The following is a 21,911-nucleotide window of genomic DNA, read 5'->3' as shown; positions in this document are numbered from 1 at the left end:
CCGCGAGCCGACGCAGGCGTGTGGGACCTATGGATGGAACAGCACCTCCCGCGATACAGCAGCTCAGTACCGCAACCCCAGCAACCGCCCGCGTCCGGTAGCGGTTCTCCGGGGCCTCGGCGCGGCCGGTATGGCCGCTACTGACCGATCCGTCTAGAGCTACGGATCAGAAGGTGTGCGCGTTGGTCGGTCCGCCAGGTCGGCACGCATGGCCTGGCGGAGCTCGGCGAGTAGTTCGTCGTATCTGGACTGGGCCTGCAAGAAATCTGTACTCTCGGCCTCGGCGCCAGCAGCGATCACATCGCGAAAGTTACGGAGGCCGCGAAAGCAGGCATCGGACGCCACGACGATGTCTGCAGGCGCCGTGATCGTCATGTGGTAACGCAGAGGGTAGGCGTCGCCACCACGCCATACCTCGTGCGCCCGCGCCTTCCTATTTGACCGGTCAGGGTCTTGCCCTAAGATCCCGTCGTTTCCAAAGGCGGCCGACCGATCCGCTTCATGCCAATCCGTTCCATGCCCCAGGTGGGGCGGTGTCTGAACTGGCCGATCGGCGAGGGTCCCAGGGGGCCCGTTCCGGCTGTCGCCGTCGCCGATGACGAGGGGATGCCGAGGCGGCCCGGGGCGCGAGAGCCGAAAACACCTCGCACCTCATCGCCTCCCCCGGTACGGTCGCGAGCGCGATCCGCTGCGGGCTGCCCACGGGCTGCGCGGGCGGGCGGCCCGGGAGTTCCCACGCTGAGAGTAGGTCTCGTCCATGGCATGTCGTATCAGTGAACTCGTGCTCGGTTGCCGCGACCCCGAGGTGCTGGCGCGGTTCTGGTGCGAGGTCCTGGACTTCGTCGTGCTCGACCGCGAGGAGGACGGCACCCTCGAGATCGGACCGCGCGAAGGGTTCGGCGGGCCGCAGCCGACGATCATCCTCAGCCGCAGGGACGAGCCGGAGCCGGGGAAGTCCCGGCTGCACATCGACGTCAACGCCACCGACCGCGATCAGGACGCCGAGCTCGAACGCCTTCTGAAGCTCGGGGCGCGTCCGGCCGACATCGGTCAGACCGGCGAGGAGCAGTGGCACGTTCTCATGGACCCCGAGGGCAACGAGTTCTGCCTGCTCAAGGCTCGCCTCAACCCGCTCTGACGGCTCCGCTCCGGCGAGCAGTCGCGCCTGTTTGGGCGTCCGCTCGCCGTGGCAGCTCTCCATTCTGTGACGCGACTTGAGGCCCCTCGGTTGTCGCCGAGGGGCCTCAGGCGCGGGGTACGGATCCTCCAACCAGCTCTAGATCAGCCGAGCTTGCCGCGCCCGCGGCGGGCATGACGTCCAAGGATCAAGGGATGCCCTCGGAAGAGCCCGATGTCGTCTGGGTCCTGGAGGGATTCAGCAAGGCGGACGACACCTTGCGCGTGGAGCACCCCATCAGCCGTGAACAGCTGCTCCGGTTGCGGGAGGTGATCACGCCGGGTCCTGACGATCCCTGGATGCTCCACTGCTACCCCGTTCCCATCGAGCTGTGGCCGGCGGTGGACGCGATCCTCCAGTGCGGGCCGCCCCGTCCGGAGCTGGACTATCTGACGGGTGCCTCCGCAGCCACGTGAGAGGCGGCGCTTCGTACGCGCGTCAGCGCCGAGGAGGCGGCCGGCGGGCCGGCGGGCGCGAACAGCCCTGACTTGGCAATTCCGCTCGACGGCCCCGGAAGGCCGGGCTGCGGCGTAAAGGCATCGCATCCGCCCCGTGACAAACGTCGGCCGGCGGCCGCGAACCCTGGCGCCGGGATGACAGCCCGAGCAATGTGAATGTCGGAGCCGGATGGAAACGAGAGAGATTCCGGATGGCGGCCAGGATTTCATGTCCTGGATTTCCGGTGACGGGGAATTCCGGCCCGGCAAAGGAATGCGACGTGGCCGCTGACCGGTTCAGCCGGAGTACGGCCGTCAGCCGCGCACGGCCAGGTGGTACGACGAGGCCCACAGCACCACGGCGCTGCCCAGGCCCACCACGATCCGCACGGTCTCGCTCGTGAGGCCGGCCGCGACGAGCACGAACCCGGCGACCGCGACGGCGGTCAGCAGCGACGCCGTCCACCGGTACTGCCACTGGTCGTACAGGCGGGCGAGCGGGAAGAGGTGCAGCCCCACGACGAGGGCGATGCCCGCGGGGATGACCTCGGGCCGCCCCGCGGCGTTGGACGCGGCGATGACGGCGAAGTCGGCCGCCAGCTCCACGGTGTTGACGATGCCCACGCCGCGCGCCCAGTTGGCCGGCAGGTTCACCGTCCGGGGCGAGGGCGCGGCGTCCTTGCGGTACCCCAGGCAGATCGCCGCCGCGGTGAGCAGCAGCGCGGCCACCTCGATGCCGAGCGGCGTGGCATCCGCCGCCGAGCCGGTCCCGGAGGCCGCCGCCACGGAGGACGGCGTGGCCCTGCACGATCTCGCTACCGACTTGATCCGGAAACTCTCCGAAACATTCGAGGACCGGAACCCTACACTCCGCGCAAGACGGGCAGGGTACGTCACCGGAGTTGATGCGCCTTAGCCATCAACCACCCCGTGAACAGCGGAAATCTGCGACCCCCAAGGCGGAGGCGACCCCGAACATTTCGCAATCACCGCCGAAACTATTGACAGTTGTCAGGGCCCGGCCAACACTCCCGGATGACAGAGCTCCCCATCGACCACCCCACGAGGACGAGGAGGAAGCACCCCATGAAGAAGTCTCCAGGCCGCTTCCGGCTGCTCATCAGCAGCATCTGCACCATGCTGCTGGTCGCGGTCGCGGCCCTCACCATGCCGGGCACCGCCCACGCCGACACCGTCGTCACCACGAACCAGACGGGCACCAACAACGGCTACTACTACTCGTTCTGGACGGACGCGCCGGGCACGGTCTCCATGAACCTGGCCTCCGGCGGCAGGTACAGCACCTCATGGCGCAACACCGGGAACTTCGTCGCCGGCAAGGGCTGGAGCACCGGCGCCCGCCGCACGGTGACGTACTCGGGCACGTTCAACCCGTCCGGCAACGCCTACCTGACGCTCTACGGCTGGACGGCGAACCCGCTCGTCGAGTACTACATCGTCGACAACTGGGGCACCTACCGGCCCACGGGCACGTACAAGGGCACCGTCACCAGCGACGGCGGCACGTACGACATCTACAAGACGACGCGGTACAACGCCCCGTCCGTCGAGGGCACGCGCACCTTCGACCAGTACTGGAGCGTGCGGCAGTCGAAGCGGACGGGCGGCACCATCACGGCCGGCAACCACTTCGACGCGTGGGCCCGGGCCGGGATGCCCCTGGGCAACTTCAAGTACTACATGATCATGGCGACCGAGGGCTACCAGAGCAGCGGCAGCTCCAACATCACCGTGCACACGGGGCCGTGAGGATGAGGGCCGACTCACGCTCCCCGCTCCGCGCCCTGGTCACGGCACTGACCGTCCTCGCGACGGCCGCAACCGCCACCCTCGTGGCCACTGCCGCGCCGGCACAGGCCGCTGCCTGCAACGGCTACGTCGGACTCACCTTCGACGACGGCCCGTCCGGCTCCACCACGAGGCTGCTCGACGCCCTCAGGCAGAACGGCCTGCGGGCAACCATGTTCAACCAGGGCCAGTACGCGGCCTCCAACCCGTCCCTGGTCCGGGCCCAGGTGGCGGCCGGCATGTGGGTGGCCAACCACAGCTACACCCACCCGCATCTGACCCGGCTGAGCCAGGCTCAGATCGACTCCGAGATCTCCCGCACCCAGCAGGCCATCACGAACGCGGGAGGCGGCACACCGAAACTGTTCCGCCCGCCGTACGGCGAGACCAACGCGACGGTGAAGTCCGTCGCGGCCCGGTACGGCCTGACCGAGATCATCTGGCACGTCGACTCACAGGACTGGAACGGCGCGAGCACCGACGCGATCGTCCAGTCCGCCGCCCGCCTCACCAACGGCCAGATCATCCTCATGCACGACTGGTCCGCCAACACCCTCGCAGCCATCCCCCGCATCGCCCAGGGGCTGGCATCCCGAGGCCTGTGCGCGGGCACGATCTCCCCCCAGACGGGTCGCGCGGTGGCCCCCACCTGAGAAACAACGGCGCGACGGCCCCCGCGGCCGTCGCGTCGCCCCGGCAGGCTCGGACATCCAGGGCGTACCTGAGTACGCGTGCTCATGACGGCCCCCGCGCCCGCCCTCGATCCTGGCTGTATGAAGAATCGGGGAATCATGGCGGCCGGAGCCGCGCTCGTCGGTGGTGTGCCGGTGGCCGCCTGGGGGCTGATGGGGCAGCAGAACTACGACGGACTGCCCGCCAGTGAGCTCGACTACGCGTTTCAGCCGTGGGACATCGGGGACGGTGTGGCCGCGATCGCCGGCGCGGTCGCGCTGGTGCTGGCTGCGGCCGGTGCGGCGGTGCTCGTGCGGAGCACGCTGCGTGGGGCGATGGACCGGCGCTGGTGGGGGGTGCTCGGGCCGCTGGTGGCGCTCGGGCTCATGGCCGGTGTGGGGTGGCGGATCCTGACCGCGGGGGCCATCGGAGCCAACATCGGGGCCGGGCTGCTGATCATCTTCGGTACGCCGATCGCCGTCGGGCTGCTGGTGTGGTCCCTGGCGTGGGCCGTCCGGCTGGTCGTCCAGAACCACGGGTCCAAGGGCGAACTCGGCGGCGGAGACCCGGGCGGTGTCGCCTCCCACGGGGTGTAGCACCGGGCCTGGACGGCAGCCCGCCCGCCCCGGTGGCCGAAACCCGGCGGCAGGCCGGCCGCGGGAAGGACAACACCCTCACCCCTCCAGGAAGTTCACCTAGGTTGGTGAGCCGGTCCCCCTTCCCCGCCCTCCAGGAGGCCCCGCCGTGTCCGACGACAGCCTGCGCGACCGCATCGACACCTCCAAGCCGCACTCGGCCCGCTTCTGGAACTACTTCGTCGGCGGCAAGGACAACTACGAGGTCGACCGCGAGATCGGCGACCAGATCAAGTCGATCTTCCCGGGGCTCGTCGACGTGGCGGTCACGAGCCGCCGGTTCCTGGGGCGGGCCGTCGGGTACCTGGCCGGCGAGCAGGGCGTACGGCAGTTCCTGGACGTCGGCACCGGGCTGCCCACCGCCGACAACACGCACGAAGTCGCCCAGCGCGTCGCACCCGACGCCCGGATCGTCTACGTCGACAACGACCCCATCGTGCTGGCCCACGCCAACGCCCTGCTCACCTCCACCCCCGAGGGCAGGACCGCCTACCTGGACGCCGACCTGTACGACCCCGAGGCCGTCCTGAAGGCCGCCGCCGGCACGCTCGACCTCTCGCGGCCGGTCGGCCTGATGATCCTCAACACCCTCGGCCACGTCGCCGACTACGAGCAGGCGCGCGAGCTGGTGCGGCGGCTCATGGCCGGGCTGCCGGCCGGCAGCCACCTGGTGATCAGCGACAGCACCGCGACCAGTGAGGGCATGATCGCCGCGTCGCAGGCGTACAACGCGAGCGGTGCGGTGCCGTACTACGTCCGTCCGGTCGCCGAGATCGCCGGGTTCTTCGACGGGCTGGAGCTGGTGGAGCCGGGCGTGGTGAGGGTGCCCGAGTGGCGGCCGGGGGCTTCCGGTGACGCCGGTTCCGGTGCCGTCGCCGTGGACGCGTACTGCGGGGTGGGGCGCAAGCCGTAGGCAGGTGTACGGGGTCCGGTGCGGCGTCGTGGGGGCTGGTCGCGCAGTTCCCCGCGCCCCTGAGCGGGACCGGCCCCCGTCCGTCACCCGTCCGGGTCGATCACCTCAGCCCTCCACCGCCCCCACGCGATAATCAGGACATGCCTGCCCCTCCCCCCGTCTCCGAGCCCGCCGGCCGGCTCCTCGGTGATCTGCTGGCGGTGGGTGAGCCCTACGCCCTCGTCCTCGCCGGCGGATACGCGGCGCTGGCGCACGGGCTCGTGGAGCGGACCGGGCGGGACGTGGACGTCGCCACGGAGCACCCGGCCGCGATGGAGGTCGTCGCGGGCGCCGTCCGGACCGGGCTGGTCGGTCGGGGCTGGCTCGTGCAGACCCTGGAGACCGAGCCGTTGTCCGCCCAGTTCCTCGTCACCGACGCGCCGAGCGGCGTGGAGTGCGAGGTCGCTCTCCACAAGGAGATGCTGTGGCGGCCGCCCGTGGAGACGGAGCTCGGGCCGGCGCTCTCCCTGGACGACCTCGTCGGCACCCGGGTGCGGGACCTGGCCGACCGCGGACTCCCGCGCGACCTGGTCGACGTGCACGCCGCCTCGGCCCGCTGGAGCCACCCCGAACTCGAGGAGCTCGGCCGCCGCCACGCCCCCGACACCTTCGACCTCACCGACCTCCAGGCCCGGCTGACCGGCACGGACTGGCTCGACGACCGCGCGTTCACCGTCCACGGCCTCGACGCCCCGTCCGTCGCCGGGCTGCGCCGCTGGGCCCAGGAGTGGGCCGACGACATCGCGGAACGCCTCATCGAGGGCGGGGCCCCGGACGAGGAGTGACCCGCTCCCCCCGCACGGGACTGACCGGTCGGTACCCTGACCCGATGGGGAACGGGGCAGCCGGGCAGGTGGGAGTCGTCGCCGCGCTGGTGCGCGCGGCGTTCCTGGTCGACGGTGTGTACGCGGAGGCCGGCCGGGCGTACGGACTGACGCCGCAGCAGGGGCAGTTGCTGTGCGTGCTGATGTCCCAGCCCTACGGGATGAGCGAGCTCGGCGAGACCCTCGGGCTGGCGAAGTCGAGCCTGACCGGGCTGGTGGACCGGACGGTGCGGCGAGGCCTGGTACGGCGGGAGCCCGACCCGCGCGACGGACGGGCCGTGCGGGTGGGACTGACGGACGAAGGGGCCGCGCTCGCCGGGAAGTTCTACGCCGAGATCTGCCGCCGTGTGGAGGCGCTGCCGTCCGGGCTGAGCGGCGCCGAACGGGACCGGCTGGCCGTCCTGCTGTCACGGGTCGTCGTGGACAACGAGGTTCCCGAGGTGTTCGTCGAGGCCGGGTCGGTCTCGGCCTCGGCCTCGGCCTGCGGCATCGACTAGCGGACGTTTCGCCGACGGCCGTTCAGCGGACTTCCACCGCCCGGAGTTCCTCCCGCTTCCCCGCGCCCATCAGCAGCAGCGTCACGCCCGCCGACCCCACGGCCATCGCCGTCATCGCCCCGGCGGGGGAGGTCAGTTGGGCCAGCGACCCCGCGAGCGCCGCCGCCACCCCCTGCATCGTGAGCATCCCCGCCGAGTGCAGCCCCAGGGCATGCCCCGTGAGCTCGTCGGGGGTGAGGGCCACCAGCCGCTCCTGCTGCACGAGGCTCGCGCCGAACCCCACGGAGGCCAGCGTCACCGCGGCCGCCGCAAGCGGGAGCGCCGGGTGCAGGAGGAACGGCACGTACGGGACGGCCAGGAGCAGCAGGAGCGGGAAGCCGAGGCGGGAGCGCAGGCGCGGGGGGAGCACGCGGCCGACCAGCACGTCCCCGGCGAGCATGCCGAGCGCGGCGCTGGCGAACAGGGTGCCGGCGGAGTCGGGGGCGTAGGAGACGTAGAGGGATTCGCAGCCGACGACCAGGCCGTTGGGGATCCACAGGGCCAGGTAGACCTGGCGTCGGGGCGGGGAGGACCAGAGCAGCGCGTTGGCGCGCCAGGTCGCCGCCACCGAGGGGCGGCCCGTCGTACGGGGCGGGCGGCTGGTCAGGCCGAGGCGGACGACGACGGCCGCCGTGCCGTACAGCCCGGCGGCGGCCAGCAGGGACAGCCGCGGTGACATGAGGGCCACGAGGGCGCCGCCGGTCGCGTAGCCGGCGATCTGCATGAGGCCGCTCATCATGTTGAACACCGAGCGGCCCAGCAGATAGCCGTCCTTGGAGAGGATCTCGTTGAGCAGGCCCCAGCGCACTCCCCCGCCCACCGACTCCGCCAGCCCCTTGGCGAGGACGATCACGAAGAGCCACCGGACGGGCAGGCCGGGCAGGGCCAGGGCGGCGGTGGCCACGGCGAAGAGCAGGGGCAGGGCCGTCAGGGCCGCGCGCGGGGGCAGCCGGTCGGCGGCGGAGAGCAGGAAGGTCGCGCCCAGCACCTGCACCAGCGACGAGCCGAACATGCTCACGGCGGACAGCAGCGGTGAGCCGGTCGCCCGGTAGACCAGGGTGCCCAGGGCCAGTCCGCCCATGGTCTGGGCGACCGTCTGCGCCGACGCGGCCAGGAAGAAGGGGGTGAACTCGGGCGTGCGGAACAGATCGCGGTAGCTGCGCATACGCGGAGTCTTCGACGCCCCTGATCGCGTGGTTATTGTTTCGCGCACACGCGAAACCTCGGAGGGGTGGCCCATGGGCTGGTGGCAGATCAACGCCGACACCCTGGCCGGGAGCCGGTTCGTGATCTCGCCGTTCGCCGAGGCCTTCGCGAGTCTGCGGCTGCTGAACACGGCCGAGGCGGCGCATCCCGGTGAGCGACGGTGGCTCGACGCGCATCTGCCGGCCTACCGGCGGCGGCTGGCGCGGGACCCGGTGACCGCGCAGCTGATCCGCGCCGGGATCGGGCGGGAGTGGACGGCCGACTTCCTCTCCCCCGCCCCGCGCGACGGGGAGAGTTTCGAGCAGGGGGTGGCGCGCGTGCGGGCGGCCGACCCGGGTGCGGCCCGCGCCGACCTCACCCTCTCCCTGCGCGGCCCGGTCCCGGCCCGGCTGCACCGGGACGACCTGCCCGAGCGTGCCGCGGACCTTCTGATGTACGTCTGGACCACGGCGGTGCTGCCGTACTGGCCGCACCGCCGGCGCATCCTCGAAGCCGATGTGGTCGCGCGGACCGCGCAGGTCAGCCGGGGCGGCTGGGCGAGCGCGCTGGACACGCTGCGGCCGGGGACGCAGTGGCTCGGGGAGAACCGGCTCCAGGTCAACGCGCACGAGTACCCGCCGCGCGAGCTGTCCGGCGCCGAGCTGGTCTTCGTACCCATCACCACGCAGCGCATCGGCTGGGTGGCGTGGGAGGGGACGGACCGGTACGCGCTGGTCTACCCGTGCGCCGGGGCACTCGCCGACCCCGGTGGCAGGCCCGTGCCCGCGAGCCTCGGCGCGCTGCTCGGCACCGCCCGCGCCGGTGTGCTGGTCCGGCTCGGCTCGCCCCTGAGCACCAGCCAGCTGGTCGCCGTGACCGGGCAGGGACTCGGCTCGGTCGGGCGGCACCTGCGGGTGCTGCTGGACGCCGGTCTCGTGGAGCGGCGGCGGGCGGGCAGGTCGGTGCTGTACTCGCGGACGGCGGCGGGGCAGGTGCTGGTGGAGGCCGTGGAGGGCAGGAACCGGCCCGACACCCGCCGGAGCTAGCATCCGAACATGACTACTAGCAACGGTTCCTCTCCCCTCGATGTCGAGATCGGTGCGCTGCAGGGCGGTTCGGCCGACCTGTCCCAGTACGCGGGCAAGGCGGTGCTCGTGGTGAACGTCGCCTCCAAGTGCGGCCTGACCCCGCAGTACACGGGTCTGGAGAAGCTCCACGAGCAGTACGCCGCGCGCGGCTTCTCCGTCCTCGGCGTGCCCTGCAACCAGTTCCTCGGGCAGGAGCCCGGCAGCGCCGACGAGATCGCCGAGTTCTGCTCGGCGACGTACGGCGTGACGTTCCCGATGACCGAGAAGGTCGACGTGAACGGCGACGACCGGCATCCGCTGTACGACCGCCTGACCGGCTTCGCGGACGCCGAGGGGCACAGCGGGGACATCCGCTGGAACTTCGAGAAGTTCCTCATCGGCCGGGACGGCCGGGTCGTCGCCCGCTTCTCGCCGCAGACCGAGCCGGACTCGGCGGAGGTCGTCACGGCGATCGAGGCCCAGCTGGCCTGACGTACCACCGCTTGACCTTGCCCCTGGGGCAGGCCCGAGCGTCCTCGTCATCGGGCGGAAGAGCCGCCCGATGACGGAGGATGCCGTGGTGGACGGACCGAACCAGGACTTGCTCACCATCGGGGCGTTCGCCGCGCGCGCCCGCCTGTCGGCGAAGGCCCTGCGGCTGTACGACCGGCTGGGCCTGCTGGCCCCGGCGCATGTCGACGAGGCCACCGGTTACCGCTACTACCGGGCCGGGCAGGTCGAACGGGCCCGGCTGGTGGCCATGCTGCGGCAGCTGGACATGCCGCTCGCCCGGATCGCCGAGGTGGTCGCGGCGGGCGACGGGCCCACGGCGGCCGGGCTGCTCGGCGCGTACTGGGCGGATGTCGAGGCGCGGGTGGCGGGGCAGCGGACGCTCGCCGAGTACCTCCGTGGACGGCTGTCGGGGAGGAGCTCCGAGATGTACGGGAAGTTCGCGGTCGAGACGGTGGAGACGCCCGCGCAGGTGGTGATCTCCGAGAAGCGGCACACGCTGGCGGACGAGCTGCCGGCGTGGATCGGTGCGGCCCTGGGCCGGCTGGAGGAGGCCGCCCGGGAGTGCGGGGGTGTGGCCGGGGTGCCGTACGTCGCCTACCACGCGGAGGTGTCGATGGAGAGCGACGGCCCCGCGGAGGCGTGCGTGCCGGTGGCCGACGAGGCGGCGGCCCGGGCCTGGGCGGAGCGGCGGGGCCGGGCCTGGGAGACGACGGTCCGGGTCGAACCGGCCCGGCGGCTGGCGTACACCAGGATCACCAAGGCGCAGGTGGCGCACCCGCAGATCCTGGCCGCGTTCGAGGCGGTGGAGGAGTGGATGGCGGCGGAGGGGCTGACGGCGACCGGCCCCTGCCGGGAGCTCTACTTCGCGGACTGGGCGGCGACGGGCCCCGAGGACCCGGTGTGTGACGTGGCGTTCCCGGTGAGCTGACCTCCCCCGGCTGCGCTCTCAGGGGCCTGCGGGCACAAGCGGAGCCCTCTCGGCAAGGACGGCGATGCTGGTCGAGAGGGCTCTGTCGGTGGTGCTTGTGGCGCTGTCGATCGCGGGGTCAGGCCTTGACCGACGCCACGAAGGCGTTCCACGCGTCGGCGGGAAACGCCAGCTTCGGACCCTCGGGGATCTTGGTGTCCCCGAGCTCCAGGGCCTCGTCGACGGTCGACCTGACCATCACGCACGCGCCGTTGTTGTTGGTGTAGGAGGACGTCGTCCACGTTTCCGTGGTGCCCAGACGAATTGCCATGTTAGCTCCGTTGCCAGTTGCGTTTACGCCAACCTGTGCTGGTGGTTGGCGTGATCGACGCTACTCGCCAACATCCTCGTACGGAGCAGTCATTCACTCGACTGGATGGCATATTCCAGAGGAGACTTCCAGCCAGGCGTGTCAGGGGTGTAGCATCCCGCGCTTTGCCCAACGGAAGGTCATCCTCCGGCGGTGGCTCAGCGCGCGTACTCCTTCGCCACCCGCTCGATGAGCTGCCGGGACTGGTCCACGTTCAGTGACTGGGCGCGCAGATGCTCGTACATCACCGTGTACTTCTGCACGTCGAGCGGCTTCTCCAGGTACAGGTCGCTGGTGACGCCCTCGATGTAGACGACGCTGGAGTCGGCCGCGTCGGCGAACTCCAGGATCGAGTACTGGCCGTTGATGCCGGCGTGCGCGCCGACCTCGAACGGCAGGACCTGCACGGTGATGTGGGGCAGCTGCGACATCTCGATGAGGTGCTCCAGCTGTTCGCGCATCACCGGCCGGCTGCCGACGATCCGGTGCAGGGACGCCTCGTCCAGGACCACCCACAGCCGCAGCGGTTCCGTGTCGGCGGTGATCCGGCCCTGCCGGCGCAGCCGGACCTCGACGCGCTTGTCGTTGTCCGCCTCCGACGCCTCGGGCGAGCCGCCCCGGATGATGGCCTCGGCGTACGCACGGGTCTGCAACAGGCCGGTGATGATCTGGGGTTCGTAGACCCGGAGCGACTCGGCGTCCGTCTCCAGGCCGATGTAGACGCTGTAGGGGATGTCCCCGAAGGCGTGCCACCAGCCCTGCTGCCGGGAGTCCTTGGCCATCTGCATCAGCGAGTCGACGATGCGCTGGTCCTCGACCTCGTAGACGCCGCACAGGTCGCGGACGTCGCGCTGGCTGATGCTGCGCCGCCCGTTCTCCAGCCGGCTGATCTTCGACTGCGACACCAGCAGCCGCTCGGCCACCTCTTCGGCCGTCATGCCCTTGAGCTCACGGAGCCTGCGGAGCTCCTGGCCCAGCCGGCGCCGCCTGACGGTGGGATTGACATTGGACGCCACGGGACGTGCACCTCCGGCTGCGTGCCTCTACTTTGCGTATCTGCTGTTGAGCAGACTGCCACCAAGGTGCTTACTACCGCTGGGAAACGGTGGATATGCGACGGGTACACGCCAGTTCGGACACGGCACGCCGAGCGGGGCGGAGAGAGTGTGCGCTCTCTCCGCCCCGCTCGGACAGCGGCTCCCGTGACCGGGTTCGTGGGTCCCGTGGTGCGTGTGCCGGTCGCAGGTCGTGCTTGGTGCCAGGTCGTGCCGGTGCGGCGCGGCTCAGTGGGCCACGGCGCGCGCCATGCTTCCGTGGCGCGGTTGCATCGGAACGCCGCGGGCGGGTTCCGCTGCGGGCCTGGCTCCGCCGGCGGCCTGACGGCCGGGCGGTGCCGGGCTGCGGCGCGGCTGGGCCGCGACGCCGTTCTGGACGTCCATCACCGCGTGCGCGACGAGACCGCCCATGGGGTCGTGCCTGATCAGGTCCCTGAGCCGGGAGCGAGAGGAACGTCCCTCGTTGCCCGGGTACAGGTGCTTGCCGAGGCCGACCGCGTGAGCGAGGGCGGCCAGTGCCGCGGTCCGCGGGTCCGGCGGTACGCCGGTGCGGATCGCGGAGTCCAGACGGGCCCTGATCTCCCGGCTGATCTCGGTGTCCGTCGCCTGGTAGCGAGTCGTCGGCAGCACTCCGCACATCTGGCCCGCCACGGCATGCACCATGCCGCACCGCTCCAGATGCGAGAGGTAGGTCTGGCGCAGCCCGAGACGCGGCCCGCCAATCCAGTTCACCGCACGTACGGGAGCGCCACGCCTTCGCAGCAGCTCCAACGCGCAGTCCAAAGTTGGATCTCCAGTCGGCCGTGGTGCCACCACGGCGATACGATCCCCGTCTGGGGCTATCCGTCCGGCCAGCGCCAGCTCTACTAGCTGTGCTCCGGCCAGACCGAGGTCGAGCGACTGCGGCTGTGCGGTGGTACCCGTGGTCGGGTCCAACGCCAGCAGCAGAAGCTCCTCCGGAAGTGTTCTGCGGCTCCTGCCCATCCATGCCTCCCCGCGTGGATGAAAGACAGGGTGACCCCTCTCACATTGGTCTGTCGAGGGTGCGTGACCGGTTCGTAGTGGAACCAGTAGGTATGTCGTTCTCGTCTACCGGATGGGTTTGGCCCGCACACAGGACACTGGTACATGGTTCGGACAGCGCCGAGCGGTGTCACGGGCGGCGGTTCACGGTTCGGTACGCGCACGCGGGGCGTGCGGCGCGAGGAGGAGGCATCGGTGGCGGGCGAGTCCCCCGACAGGTCGAAGCAGCGCGAGTCGTCGGCACGAAAGACGTCGGGGAGCGCGAGTCCGGTTCCGGAGGCCAGGAGCGAAGCCGCCGACCCGCGGCTCGCGGTGGCCCGGGAGCCCGAGAAGTCCTCGGCGCGAGGCGGTGCCGATACGGCGACCCGCGTGCTGTCCACGCGGACGGCGGAGGACCCGAGGAACACCGAGCGCGCCGCGGGTGACGCGGGTGACGCGGGTGACGCGGACACCGAGGACGACGCCGAGCGGGGCGAGAGCGACTCGGGCGCCGAGGGCGCGGCGGCTGAGGGCGAGCAGGGTGCTTCCGGCTCCTCCGAGGGGTCCGAGGAGCCAGAGGAGTCCAAGACCGGTGGGTCCTCCGGCGCCGAGGGCAGTGACGGGCGGCTGCGGGATGCCGTCGCCGCGTGGGTCGCTTCGGCGGACGGGGACAAGGGGCCTGACGCCGGGAAGGACGCCGCGGGCGAGGGCGACGAAGAGGCCCCTGAGGCCGAGCGTGCGGAGAAGGCCGAGAAGGCCGACGCGGACGCCCAGGAAGCCGGGAAGGCCGCCGGAGTCGCGGAGACCGGCACGGACGCCGAGGACGGCCAGGAAGCCGCAGGGGCGGCGTCCGAGGGCTCCGAGGCGGGCCGGGACGATGCCGACGAGCCCGAGGCGGACCGTTCCGTCAGCGCCGCGGAGACGAAGCCGGACGAGCGGGCCGACGACGAGGGCCCCGAACCCGCGGACCCGCGCGCCGACAACGACGTCGAGGCCACCGACACCGACACCGACACCGACGCGAAAGCGGACGAGCCGGCCGACGACGAGGACCCCGAACCCGCGGACCCGCGCGCCGACAACGACGTCGAGGCCACCGACACCGACACCGACACCGACGCGAAGGCGGACGAGCCGGCCGACGACGAGAGCACCGAACCCGCGGACCCGCGCGTCTCCGACGACACCAAGGCCGCACCGAAGGCCACTGACGCCGAGGACGAGGACGCCGCCGCCGAGGGCAAGACCCGGACCGACGGCACCAAGGACAAGTCCGGCACCGCCGAGGACAAGCCCGGCACCGACGGCACCTCCGAGTCGGACGACGACACCGACGACGCCCCCGCCGAACCCCCCGTCGACCAGCCCACCGCCGTCTTCAAGGTCGTACGGCCGCCGGTCGATCAGCCCACCACCATGCTGAAGCTCGGGGGCGCGGCCAAGGACCTCCCGAAGACGGACCTCCCGAAGAAGGACGTTCCGAAGAAGGACGTTCCGAAGAAGGACGTCCCGGAGAAGGACGCCGAGCGGACCAGCAAGTTCGTCGCGCTCAAGCCGCTGGACGACCCGGCGGCCAGGAAGCCGGCCGCTCCGGCCGCCGCCCCGGCAGCCGCCCCGGCCGACGCCACCGCGCCCGTCCCCACCGTCGGCCCGGAGCGGACCACGCAGCAGCCGCTGCCGCCCAGGCCGCCGCTGGATCTGCTGGCCGAGCTGACGAACACCCCGCCGCCCCCGGAGACCCCGCTGCGGACGGCGGCCCGGCGGGTGAAGATCTGGACGCCGCTGGTGCTGCTGCTGGTGGTCGTCTTCGCGGTCGTGCAGAGCGTGCGCCCGCTGCCCTCGCCCACCCTCGAACTCACCGCCAAGGACAGCTACACGTTCGAGGGCGGCAAGGTCGACATCCCCTGGCCCGCCGAGGGCCAGGCCGCGCTGGACGTCCAGGGCATCGGCACGTTCGGCTCCTCCGGCGAGCAGAAGCCCGTCCCGATCGCGAGTGTCGCCAAGGTCATGACCGCCTACGTCATCCTGCGCGATCACCCGCTCAAGAGCGGCGCGGACGGCCCGAAGATCCTCATCGACCAGGCCGCCCAGGACCAGTCCGACGCCGGCCAGGAGTCCACGGTCGACGTCACCAAGGGCGACAGGATCACCGAGCGGGAGGCCCTGGAGAGCATCCTGATCGCGTCCGCGAACAACGTGGCGCGACTGCTCGCCCGCTGGGACGCGGGGTCCGAGAAGGCGTTCGTGCAGAAGATGAACGACGCCGCCGAGGACCTCGGCATGAAGAACACGACGTACACCGACCCGTCGGGCCTGAACAACACGACCGTCTCCACGGCCGTGGACCAGGTGAAGCTCGCCAAGGCCGCCATGCAGCAGCCGGTGTTCCGCGAGGTCGCGACGATGATGTCGTACGTCGACTACAAGCAGAAGAAGCACGACAACTGGAACCGCCTGGTCGGCTACAACGACGTCACCGGCATCAAGACCGGCACCACCACCTCGGCGCTCGGCAACCTCGTCTTCTCGGCGAGGAAGGACGTGAACGGCGAGACCCGCCGGATCGTCGGCGCGGTCGTGCGCCAGCCCGCCGGCGGCCCGGACAACACGATCCTGGGTGCCGCGCTGCACGAGGGCGACAAGCTGATCCGGGCCGCGCAGGGCGCGCTGGAGTCGGCGACCATCCTGAAGAAGGGCGACATCGTCGGGTACGCCGACGACGGTCTCGGCGGCCGCACACCGGTCGCCGTCACCGAGGACGTCACGGCCGTCGGCTGGGCGGGCCTGTCCGTCGAGCTGACGTTCGCCGGGAACGACCTGCCGCACACGGCGAAGGCCGGCACGAAGGTGGGCACGCTCACCGTCGGCGACGGCACCACCAGCGCCGTGAAGGTCCCGGTCGCCCTCCAGAAGGAGCTCGTGGAGCCGGGCTTCGCGGCCAAGCTCACGCGCCTCGGCTGACCCGGGGCGCGGCCCGCACCACCGCACTCCGCCGGTAACGGCCCGTCCGGGCGCCGCCCGGCGGGGTGCGTGCTAGCGTCCCGAAATCGGGACGGGCCGCCGCTCGCGGCGGCGGAAGCCGAGAACAGAAGACGGGACACGGGGAGTGCCTTCGAGTGGCCACTGCGGAGCCGACACACGCAGACGACGCCGATCCGGGCTCGGTATCAGGCCCGCGAATAGGCCTGCCCGAAGCACCGGAGGACAGCGCGGCGGAAGGCTCCGGCGCACCCGGCCGTGACAGCGGGGCGCGCTTCGAGTGGCCGGCCCCGGTACTGGCGCTGCGCGAGCGCATGCTGCGGCATCCGGTCCTGTCCGTCACGGGCCTCGCCGCGGCGCTGCACATCCTCTGGTTCTTCACGTTCGCGAACAGTGGCGGCGATCTGGCCGCGCAGGACGCGTGGGCCGAGTTCGTCGGCCGGCACCCGGACTCGGCGTACAACCTCGCCTGGTACGGCGGGATGCACCCGGTGTCGTACAGCGTGGTGTCGCCGTATCTGATGTCGGTGCTCGGCGTGCGGACGACGATGATGATCGCGGGGACGGTCTCGGCGGGTCTGCTGACCCTGCTCCTCCTGCGCAGCCGCTCCGTCCTCAACCCGCTGTGGGCGTCGCTGGCGGGCGTGTTCGGACTGTTCTGCAACGCGGTGTCCGGGCGGGTGACGTTCGGTCTTGGCATGATGTTCGCGCTCGGCGCGGTCGCCGTCGTGTTCTGCTGGCCGTACCGGTGGCGGTACAAGCGCTGGGCGAAGGCCCTGAGCGCGGCGCCGCTGGCCGCGCTGGCCACCATGGCGTCGCCGGTCGCGGGCCTGTTCGTGGGCCTGGTGGCGGTGGCGCTGTTCCTGCAGAAGCGGCGGCCGGGCGCGTGGGCGCTGGGCCTGGCGCCGACCGCGGTGGTGGCGGTGTCGGCGTGGCTGTTCCCGTTCTCGGGCACGCAGCCGATGATGGTCGGCTCGGTGCTGCTGCCGCTGGCGTTCTCGGTCCTCGCCTACGTGCTGGTCCCGCAGGACTGGAAGACGGTCCGGCTCACGGCCGCGGTGTACGGCCTGGGGGTCGTGCTGGTGTGGCTGATCAGCTCTCAGATCGGTTCGAACATCACGCGGCTGGCGATGCTGTTCGCCGGGGTCGCACTGGTCGCCGCGCTGCCGTTCACGGTGCCGCGCAGCCGCAAGTGGTACGCGGCCGTCGTGGCGCTGTGCGGTTTCGGCGTGTGGATCGGCTTCAAGACGGTCGACGACATCGTGCACACGGCCCCCGCGGCGTCCTGGTCGCGCGAGCTCGCGCCGCTCGTCAACGAGTTGCAGGAGGTGCGCGCCGAGAAGGGCCGGGTCGAGGTCGTCCCCGCCCGCTCCCACCGCGAGGCCTCCGCGCTCGCCCCGTACGTCAATCTGGCCCGCGGCTGGAACCGCCAGGCCGACATGGAGCGCAACCCCCTCTTCTACGACGACACGCTCAACTCGGCGAACTACCACGAGTGGCTGAAGCGCTGGGCCGTGCACTACGTCGTGCTGCCGAAGGGCGAGCCGGACGGTGACGGGGGTCAGCGGGAGCGGGCGCTGGTGCGGCGCGGGCTGCCGTACCTGACCCAGATCTGGGGCAACGACACCTGGCAGCTGTTCAGGGTGACCGCCCCGACCCCGCTGGCCGAGCCGAACGCGGTGGTCGACCGGGCCGAGCAGGGCGAGATGGTCCTCCAGGTGAAGAAGGCGGGCCGGATCCTGGTCCGCATCCCGTACTCGCCGTGGCTGAGCATCGTCGACGAGGAGGGCAGGAGCCTGAAGCCGCCCCAGGAGACGGAGGAGTCCAGGAACCGTCCCGAGGGTGAGCCGAAGACGTATGTGAACGTCAACGGCTGCCTCGCGGAGACGGAGGAGGACGCCCAGGGCGACAAGTGGACGGAGCTGCTGGCCCCGAAGGCCGGCACGTACCGTCTGGCGGCGCCGTACCAGTTGCCGCGGGGCACGCCGTGCCCGGAGGAACTGCGCTGACCCGGTCCGCGCGGTCCGTCGCACCCCTCTGAACCCATCGTTCCCGTTCGATTACAGTGCTGAGCTGTCGTACGTATGGACGGTGCCCCGGGGAGGTCTAGGTGGGTGCGACTGCCGGCGCCGTCTGGGGCCGTACAGAGCAGCAGGACTTCCGCAGCCGGGTGCGCGGGACCCTCCTCGGCGTGGCTGTGGGAGACGCGCTGGGCACGCCGGTCGACGGGCTCACCATCGAGGGGATCCGGGAGGCGCACGGGGCGGAGGGCCTGGTGGACCTGGCCCCCGCCTACGGCAGACGCGGCGCCGTCACGCACCTCACCCAGCTCACCCTGTTCTCGGTCGACGGGCTGATCCGGGCCCAGGTCAGGCGGGACACCGGCGCCTGGCATCCGCCGACCGATCTGCACCGGGCGTATCTGCGCTGGGCGGCCACCCAGCGCGACTGGGGGCCCGACGAGCGCCGCAAGGAAGACGGGTGGCTGGCGCGGGAGGAATGGCTGTACGCGCGGCGGGACCCCAGCCGCGCCCTGCTGCTGGGGCTCGCCGACGACACCATGGGGACCCCGGAGGCGCCCAAGAACCCCGGTGAGGCCGGGCCCGAGCCCGCCGCCCGGTCGGCGCCCTTCGGGCTGCTCGTGGGCTGGGAGCCGCAACTGGTCGCCCAGCTCGCCGTCGAGTGCGCCGCGCAGACCCACGGCCATCCCACGGCCTCCCTCGCGGCGGGCGCGTACGCCGTGATCGTGCACGCGCTGGCGCTGGGCGAGAGCCTCGACGGTGCCGTGCAGCGGGCTTTCGGGCTGCTGGCCGCCCGGCCGGGGCACCAGCCGGTCTCGGACGCGCTGCAGCATGCGCTGGGCGCCGTGCGGCAGGGGATGCCGGGGCCGGAGCGGGTGGCGGAGCTGAGCGGGGCGGGTACGGCTGAGGGGCTCGTGGCCGCCGCCGTGTACTGCGCGCTGGTCGCGGCCGATGTCCGGCACGGGCTGTGTCTCGCCGTGAACCACGACGGCCCGTCCGCCGCCACCGGCGCGCTGACCGGCGGCCTGCTGGGTGCGCTGCACGGGGAGACGGCCCTGCCGCCGGCCTGGCTGGCCGAGCTGGAGGGCCGCCCGACCATCCTGGAACTCGCCGACGACTTCGCCATGGAGATGACCCAGGGCCCGGCCCTGCACGGCCCGGCCGGCTCGTCGCCGGGGTGGCTCGCCCGCTATCCGAGAGCCTGAAACTCTCCCGCCACGCCCCGCGGCACGACGCCGGGCGACCGTCGCCTCCGCACACCTTTACGGCCGGGCGCCGACACCACCACCGGAACCGCAGCCCGGGCTGGGCGCCTACGAGTGGCATCCCGACCATCACCTCGCGATCCCGGTGACGAGTGTCCGCCGGCGGTCGTTTCCCAGCGCCTGAGCGCCGTGCACGCCTTGCCACCTGGCCGACGTAGAGGGCTATAGTGCTAGGCAACTAGGTAAATGGAGGAACCGGTGATTGAGTTCCACCTGAACAGCCGGTCCGGCCTGTCCCCGTACCAGCAACTGGTCCAGCAGGTTCGGCACGCACTGCGCCTGGGTCTGCTGGAGGAGGGGGACCGGCTGCCGACGGTCAAGGACGTGGCGAAGCAGATGGCCGTCAACCCGAACACGGTGCTCAAGGCGTACCGGGAGCTGGAGCACGACGGCCTGGTGGCCGCCCGTCCCGGTGTCGGGACGTTCGTGACCCGGACGCTGGCCGACGGCACGCTCGCCGCGCAGGGACCGCTGCGCAAGGACCTGAAGCGCTGGCTGACCAAGGCCCGCCTGGCCGGGCTCGACGACGAGAGCATCGAGGCGCTGTTCATGACCACGTTTCGTGACGCCGCCGGAGAGGACGTAGCGTGAGCGCCGTCTTACGAGCCCAGGGCCTGGGCAAGAGGTACAAGCAGCGCTGGGCGCTGCAGAACTGCGACCTGGACGTCCCCGCCGGCCGGGTGGTCGGCCTGGTCGGCCCCAACGGCGCCGGCAAGTCGACCCTGTTGAACCTGGCGTCCGGGATGCTGACCCCGACGGCCGGCACCATCGAGGTGTGCGGTGGCCGTCCTGCTGCGGGCGTGGAACAGCTGGCCAAGGTCGGCTTCGTCGCCCAGGACACCCCGACCTACGCCGCACTGAGCGTCGCCGACCACCTCGACTTCGGCAAGCGCCTCAACCCGGACTGGGACGACGCCGTGGCGCGCGACCGGATCCGTCGCCTCGGTCTGGACCCCAAGCAGCGGGCGGGCAAGCTGTCCGGCGGCCAGCGCGCGCAGCTCGCTCTCACCCTGGGCATCGCCAAGCGCCCGGAGCTGCTGATCCTCGACGAGCCGGTCGCGGCGCTGGACCCGCTCGCCCGACGGGAGTTCATGCAGGACCTGATGGAGGCCGTCGCCGAGCACGAGCTGAGCGTCGTGCTCTCCTCCCACCTGGTCTCCGACGTGGAGCGGACCTGCGACTACATCATCGTCCTGGTCGACTCCCGGGTGCAGGTGGCCGGCGACATCGACGACCTGGTCGCCTGCCACCACCGGCTCACCGGACCGCGCCGGGACCCGGACACGCTCCCGGCAGGCCAGTACGTCATCACCGCCAGTCACACCGACCGGCAGACCACCCTCCTGGTGCGCACCGACACCGCGGTCCACGATCCGTCCTGGACCGTGAGTCCGCTCGGTCTGGAAGACATCGTCCTGGCCTACATGACCCGGCCCGCCGATGCGGTGCGTGACACCCGGCCCGCACTGGAGGTACTCCGATGATCTGGCTGACCTGGCGCCAGTTCCGCACCCAGGCCGCCGTGGTCTTCGCCGCCGTGGCCGCCCTCGCCGCCGTCCTCGCGGCCACCGGCCCACAGCTGGCCGGCCTCTACCGGACGGCCGGCAGCGGCCTGGTGGACCAGGTCTCCAGTTCGGACCAGACCCTCTACTACACCGGACTGCTGGTCGTGCTCGCCGTGCCGGCGGTCATCGGGATGTTCTGGGGCGCGCCGCTGATCTCCCGTGAACTGGAGACCGGCACCCACTACCTCGCGTGGAACCAGGGCGTCACCCGCACGCGCTGGCTCGCGACCAAGCTGGGCCTTGGCGCGGCGGCCTCCATGACCGCCGCCGGACTGACGAGCCTCGCGGTGAGCTGGTGGAGCAGCCCCATCGACCGGGCTGTCAACGGCGGCGGTGCGACGGACACGTACTTCCCGCGGCTCGACCCCGTGGCGTTCGCCGCACGGGGTGTCGTCCCCATGGCCCATGCCGCCTTCGCCTTCGTCCTGGGCGTCGCCCTCGGCCTGGTCATCCGCCGTACCCTGCCCGCGATGGCCACCACGTTCGCCCTCTACGTCGCCGTCCAGCTCGCGGTGCCGATGTGGATCCGGTCCCACCTGGCCGCCGCGGACCGGACCATCGTGCCGATCGAGCCCGACGGCGCCCCCATCAGCGTCCAGGACGAGGCCGGGCAGATCATCGCGCACCTCGACGAGGTGCCCGGGGCCTGGGTCACCTCCCAGCAGACGCTGAACGCCGCCGGTCAGCCGGCCTCCGTGCCGTCGTCCTTCCCCGACTGCCTGCGCACCGAGTCGGGCCCGCCCACCCTGCAGCAGTTCGAACGCTGCATCACCGACCTCGGCGCCCTGGGCTACAAGCAGCAGGTGACGTACCAGCCCGCCGGTAATTTCTGGGCCCTTCAATGGGCCGAGACCGGGCTCTACCTCGGCCTCGCCCTGGCGCTGACCGGGTTCTGTGCCTGGTGGATCCGCCGCCGGGTGACCTGACGGACGCCGGTCCC

Annotated in this window: 23 protein-coding genes; 17 read left to right on the top strand and 6 right to left on the bottom strand. The window is 71.7% G+C overall.

Features of this window, described 5'->3' with window-relative positions; genetic code table 11:
* Positions 1 to 159 precede the first annotated feature (159 nt).
* Entirely contained in the window at positions 160 to 375 is a 216-nt protein-coding gene (locus AB0G20_RS18405) for a hypothetical protein (protein ID WP_361303192.1), read from the bottom strand.
* A 382-nt stretch (positions 376 to 757) separates the two neighbouring features.
* Between AB0G20_RS18405 and AB0G20_RS18400 the strand changes: the two genes are divergently transcribed.
* Positions 758 to 1,138, top strand: coding sequence for a VOC family protein (locus AB0G20_RS18400; protein WP_104780084.1), 381 nt, complete (start codon positions 758 to 760; stop codon positions 1,136 to 1,138).
* Between the two features lie 194 nt (positions 1,139 to 1,332).
* Positions 1,333 to 1,593 carry a hypothetical protein gene (locus AB0G20_RS18395; protein WP_361303188.1) on the top strand — a complete coding sequence of 87 codons (261 nt, stop codon included), beginning with the start codon at positions 1,333 to 1,335 and terminating at the stop codon, positions 1,591 to 1,593.
* A gap of 336 nt (positions 1,594 to 1,929) precedes the next feature.
* Here the strand turns inward: AB0G20_RS18395 and AB0G20_RS18390 are convergent, their stop codons facing one another.
* Positions 1,930 to 2,400 (bottom strand): hypothetical protein, encoded by a 471-nt coding sequence (locus tag AB0G20_RS18390; protein WP_361303185.1) that lies wholly within the window; start codon positions 2,398 to 2,400, stop codon positions 1,930 to 1,932.
* A 300-nt stretch (positions 2,401 to 2,700) separates the two neighbouring features.
* Between AB0G20_RS18390 and AB0G20_RS18385 the strand changes: the two genes are divergently transcribed.
* The 6 genes from AB0G20_RS18385 to AB0G20_RS18360 all read left to right on the top strand — a co-directional run bounded on the left by AB0G20_RS18385 (position 2,701) and on the right by AB0G20_RS18360 (position 7,003).
* Complete coding sequence (locus AB0G20_RS18385) at positions 2,701 to 3,384, top strand: glycoside hydrolase family 11 protein (RefSeq protein WP_361303182.1); 684 nt, start codon at positions 2,701 to 2,703, stop codon at positions 3,382 to 3,384.
* A gap of 2 nt (positions 3,385 to 3,386) precedes the next feature.
* Positions 3,387 to 4,076 (top strand): polysaccharide deacetylase family protein, encoded by a 690-nt coding sequence (locus tag AB0G20_RS18380; protein ID WP_361303179.1) that lies wholly within the window; start codon positions 3,387 to 3,389, stop codon positions 4,074 to 4,076.
* Between the two features lie 120 nt (positions 4,077 to 4,196).
* Positions 4,197 to 4,691 (top strand): hypothetical protein, encoded by a 495-nt coding sequence (locus tag AB0G20_RS18375; RefSeq protein ID WP_361303176.1) that lies wholly within the window; start codon positions 4,197 to 4,199, stop codon positions 4,689 to 4,691.
* 148 nt (positions 4,692 to 4,839) lie between these two features.
* Positions 4,840 to 5,643 (top strand): SAM-dependent methyltransferase, encoded by an 804-nt coding sequence (locus AB0G20_RS18370; RefSeq protein WP_361303173.1) that lies wholly within the window; start codon positions 4,840 to 4,842, stop codon positions 5,641 to 5,643.
* A gap of 140 nt (positions 5,644 to 5,783) precedes the next feature.
* Complete coding sequence (locus AB0G20_RS18365; RefSeq protein ID WP_361303170.1) at positions 5,784 to 6,467, top strand: nucleotidyl transferase AbiEii/AbiGii toxin family protein; 684 nt, start codon at positions 5,784 to 5,786, stop codon at positions 6,465 to 6,467.
* A gap of 44 nt (positions 6,468 to 6,511) precedes the next feature.
* Positions 6,512 to 7,003, top strand: a complete 492-nt coding sequence (locus tag AB0G20_RS18360) for a MarR family transcriptional regulator (RefSeq protein WP_361303167.1) — start codon at positions 6,512 to 6,514, stop codon at positions 7,001 to 7,003.
* Positions 7,004 to 7,025: 22 nt separating this feature from the next.
* On the opposite strand, the gene AB0G20_RS18355 is transcribed toward AB0G20_RS18360, so the two are convergent.
* Positions 7,026 to 8,207, bottom strand: a complete 1,182-nt coding sequence (locus AB0G20_RS18355; RefSeq protein WP_361303164.1) for an MFS transporter — start codon at positions 8,205 to 8,207, stop codon at positions 7,026 to 7,028.
* A gap of 73 nt (positions 8,208 to 8,280) precedes the next feature.
* On the opposite strand from AB0G20_RS18355, the gene AB0G20_RS18350 reads away from it, so the two are divergent.
* From AB0G20_RS18350 to AB0G20_RS18340, 3 genes are all read left to right on the top strand, one after another.
* The gene (locus tag AB0G20_RS18350; RefSeq protein ID WP_361303161.1) at positions 8,281 to 9,273 is read left to right on the top strand and encodes a helix-turn-helix domain-containing protein; all 993 of its coding nucleotides are present in this window, start codon (positions 8,281 to 8,283) and stop codon (positions 9,271 to 9,273) included.
* Between the two features lie 9 nt (positions 9,274 to 9,282).
* Positions 9,283 to 9,786 (top strand): glutathione peroxidase, encoded by a 504-nt coding sequence (locus AB0G20_RS18345; RefSeq protein ID WP_361303158.1) that lies wholly within the window; start codon positions 9,283 to 9,285, stop codon positions 9,784 to 9,786.
* 70 nt (positions 9,787 to 9,856) lie between these two features.
* A complete protein-coding gene (locus tag AB0G20_RS18340) occupies positions 9,857 to 10,735 on the top strand; it encodes a MerR family transcriptional regulator (protein WP_361303156.1) in 879 nt (292 codons plus the stop codon).
* A gap of 118 nt (positions 10,736 to 10,853) precedes the next feature.
* Here the strand turns inward: AB0G20_RS18340 and AB0G20_RS18335 are convergent, their stop codons facing one another.
* The 3 genes from AB0G20_RS18335 to AB0G20_RS18325 form a co-directional block, all read right to left on the bottom strand.
* Positions 10,854 to 11,045 carry a DUF397 domain-containing protein gene (locus AB0G20_RS18335; protein WP_248504116.1) on the bottom strand — a complete coding sequence of 64 codons (192 nt, stop codon included), beginning with the start codon at positions 11,043 to 11,045 and terminating at the stop codon, positions 10,854 to 10,856.
* Positions 11,046 to 11,242: 197 nt separating this feature from the next.
* Positions 11,243 to 12,100, bottom strand: coding sequence for a helix-turn-helix transcriptional regulator (locus tag AB0G20_RS18330; protein WP_107456956.1), 858 nt, complete (start codon positions 12,098 to 12,100; stop codon positions 11,243 to 11,245).
* 267 nt (positions 12,101 to 12,367) lie between these two features.
* Entirely contained in the window at positions 12,368 to 13,123 is a 756-nt protein-coding gene (locus AB0G20_RS18325) for a GPP34 family phosphoprotein (protein WP_361303152.1), read from the bottom strand.
* A gap of 234 nt (positions 13,124 to 13,357) precedes the next feature.
* On the opposite strand from AB0G20_RS18325, the gene AB0G20_RS18320 reads away from it, so the two are divergent.
* The 6 genes from AB0G20_RS18320 to AB0G20_RS18295 all read left to right on the top strand — a co-directional run bounded on the left by AB0G20_RS18320 (position 13,358) and on the right by AB0G20_RS18295 (position 21,897).
* On the top strand, positions 13,358 to 16,102 hold the full coding sequence (locus AB0G20_RS18320; protein WP_361303149.1) for a D-alanyl-D-alanine carboxypeptidase: 2,745 nt from the start codon (positions 13,358 to 13,360) through the stop codon (positions 16,100 to 16,102).
* Positions 16,103 to 16,257: 155 nt separating this feature from the next.
* Entirely contained in the window at positions 16,258 to 18,129 is a 1,872-nt protein-coding gene (locus tag AB0G20_RS18315; protein ID WP_361303146.1) for an MFS transporter, read from the top strand.
* A 101-nt stretch (positions 18,130 to 18,230) separates the two neighbouring features.
* Positions 18,231 to 19,346, top strand: coding sequence for an ADP-ribosylglycohydrolase family protein (locus AB0G20_RS18310; protein WP_361303143.1), 1,116 nt, complete (start codon positions 18,231 to 18,233; stop codon positions 19,344 to 19,346).
* A gap of 246 nt (positions 19,347 to 19,592) precedes the next feature.
* A complete protein-coding gene (locus AB0G20_RS18305; RefSeq protein ID WP_361303140.1) occupies positions 19,593 to 19,997 on the top strand; it encodes a GntR family transcriptional regulator in 405 nt (134 codons plus the stop codon).
* Positions 19,994 to 20,890, top strand: a complete 897-nt coding sequence (locus AB0G20_RS18300) for an ABC transporter ATP-binding protein (protein WP_361303137.1) — start codon at positions 19,994 to 19,996, stop codon at positions 20,888 to 20,890. Before AB0G20_RS18305 ends, AB0G20_RS18300 begins: the two co-directional genes overlap by 4 nt.
* Positions 20,887 to 21,897 (top strand): transporter, encoded by a 1,011-nt coding sequence (locus AB0G20_RS18295; protein ID WP_361303134.1) that lies wholly within the window; start codon positions 20,887 to 20,889, stop codon positions 21,895 to 21,897. The genes AB0G20_RS18300 and AB0G20_RS18295 overlap by 4 nt, the downstream gene beginning before the upstream one ends.
* The last annotated feature ends 14 nt before the right edge of the window (positions 21,898 to 21,911 follow it).

Origin of the sequence: Streptomyces sp. NPDC024017, assembly GCF_040638895.1 — a bacterium.
Lineage (GTDB): Bacteria > Actinomycetota > Actinomycetes > Streptomycetales > Streptomycetaceae > Streptomyces.
The sequence above is the reverse complement of the archived record's forward strand: the minus strand, read 5'-3'. Positions and strand labels throughout refer to the sequence as shown.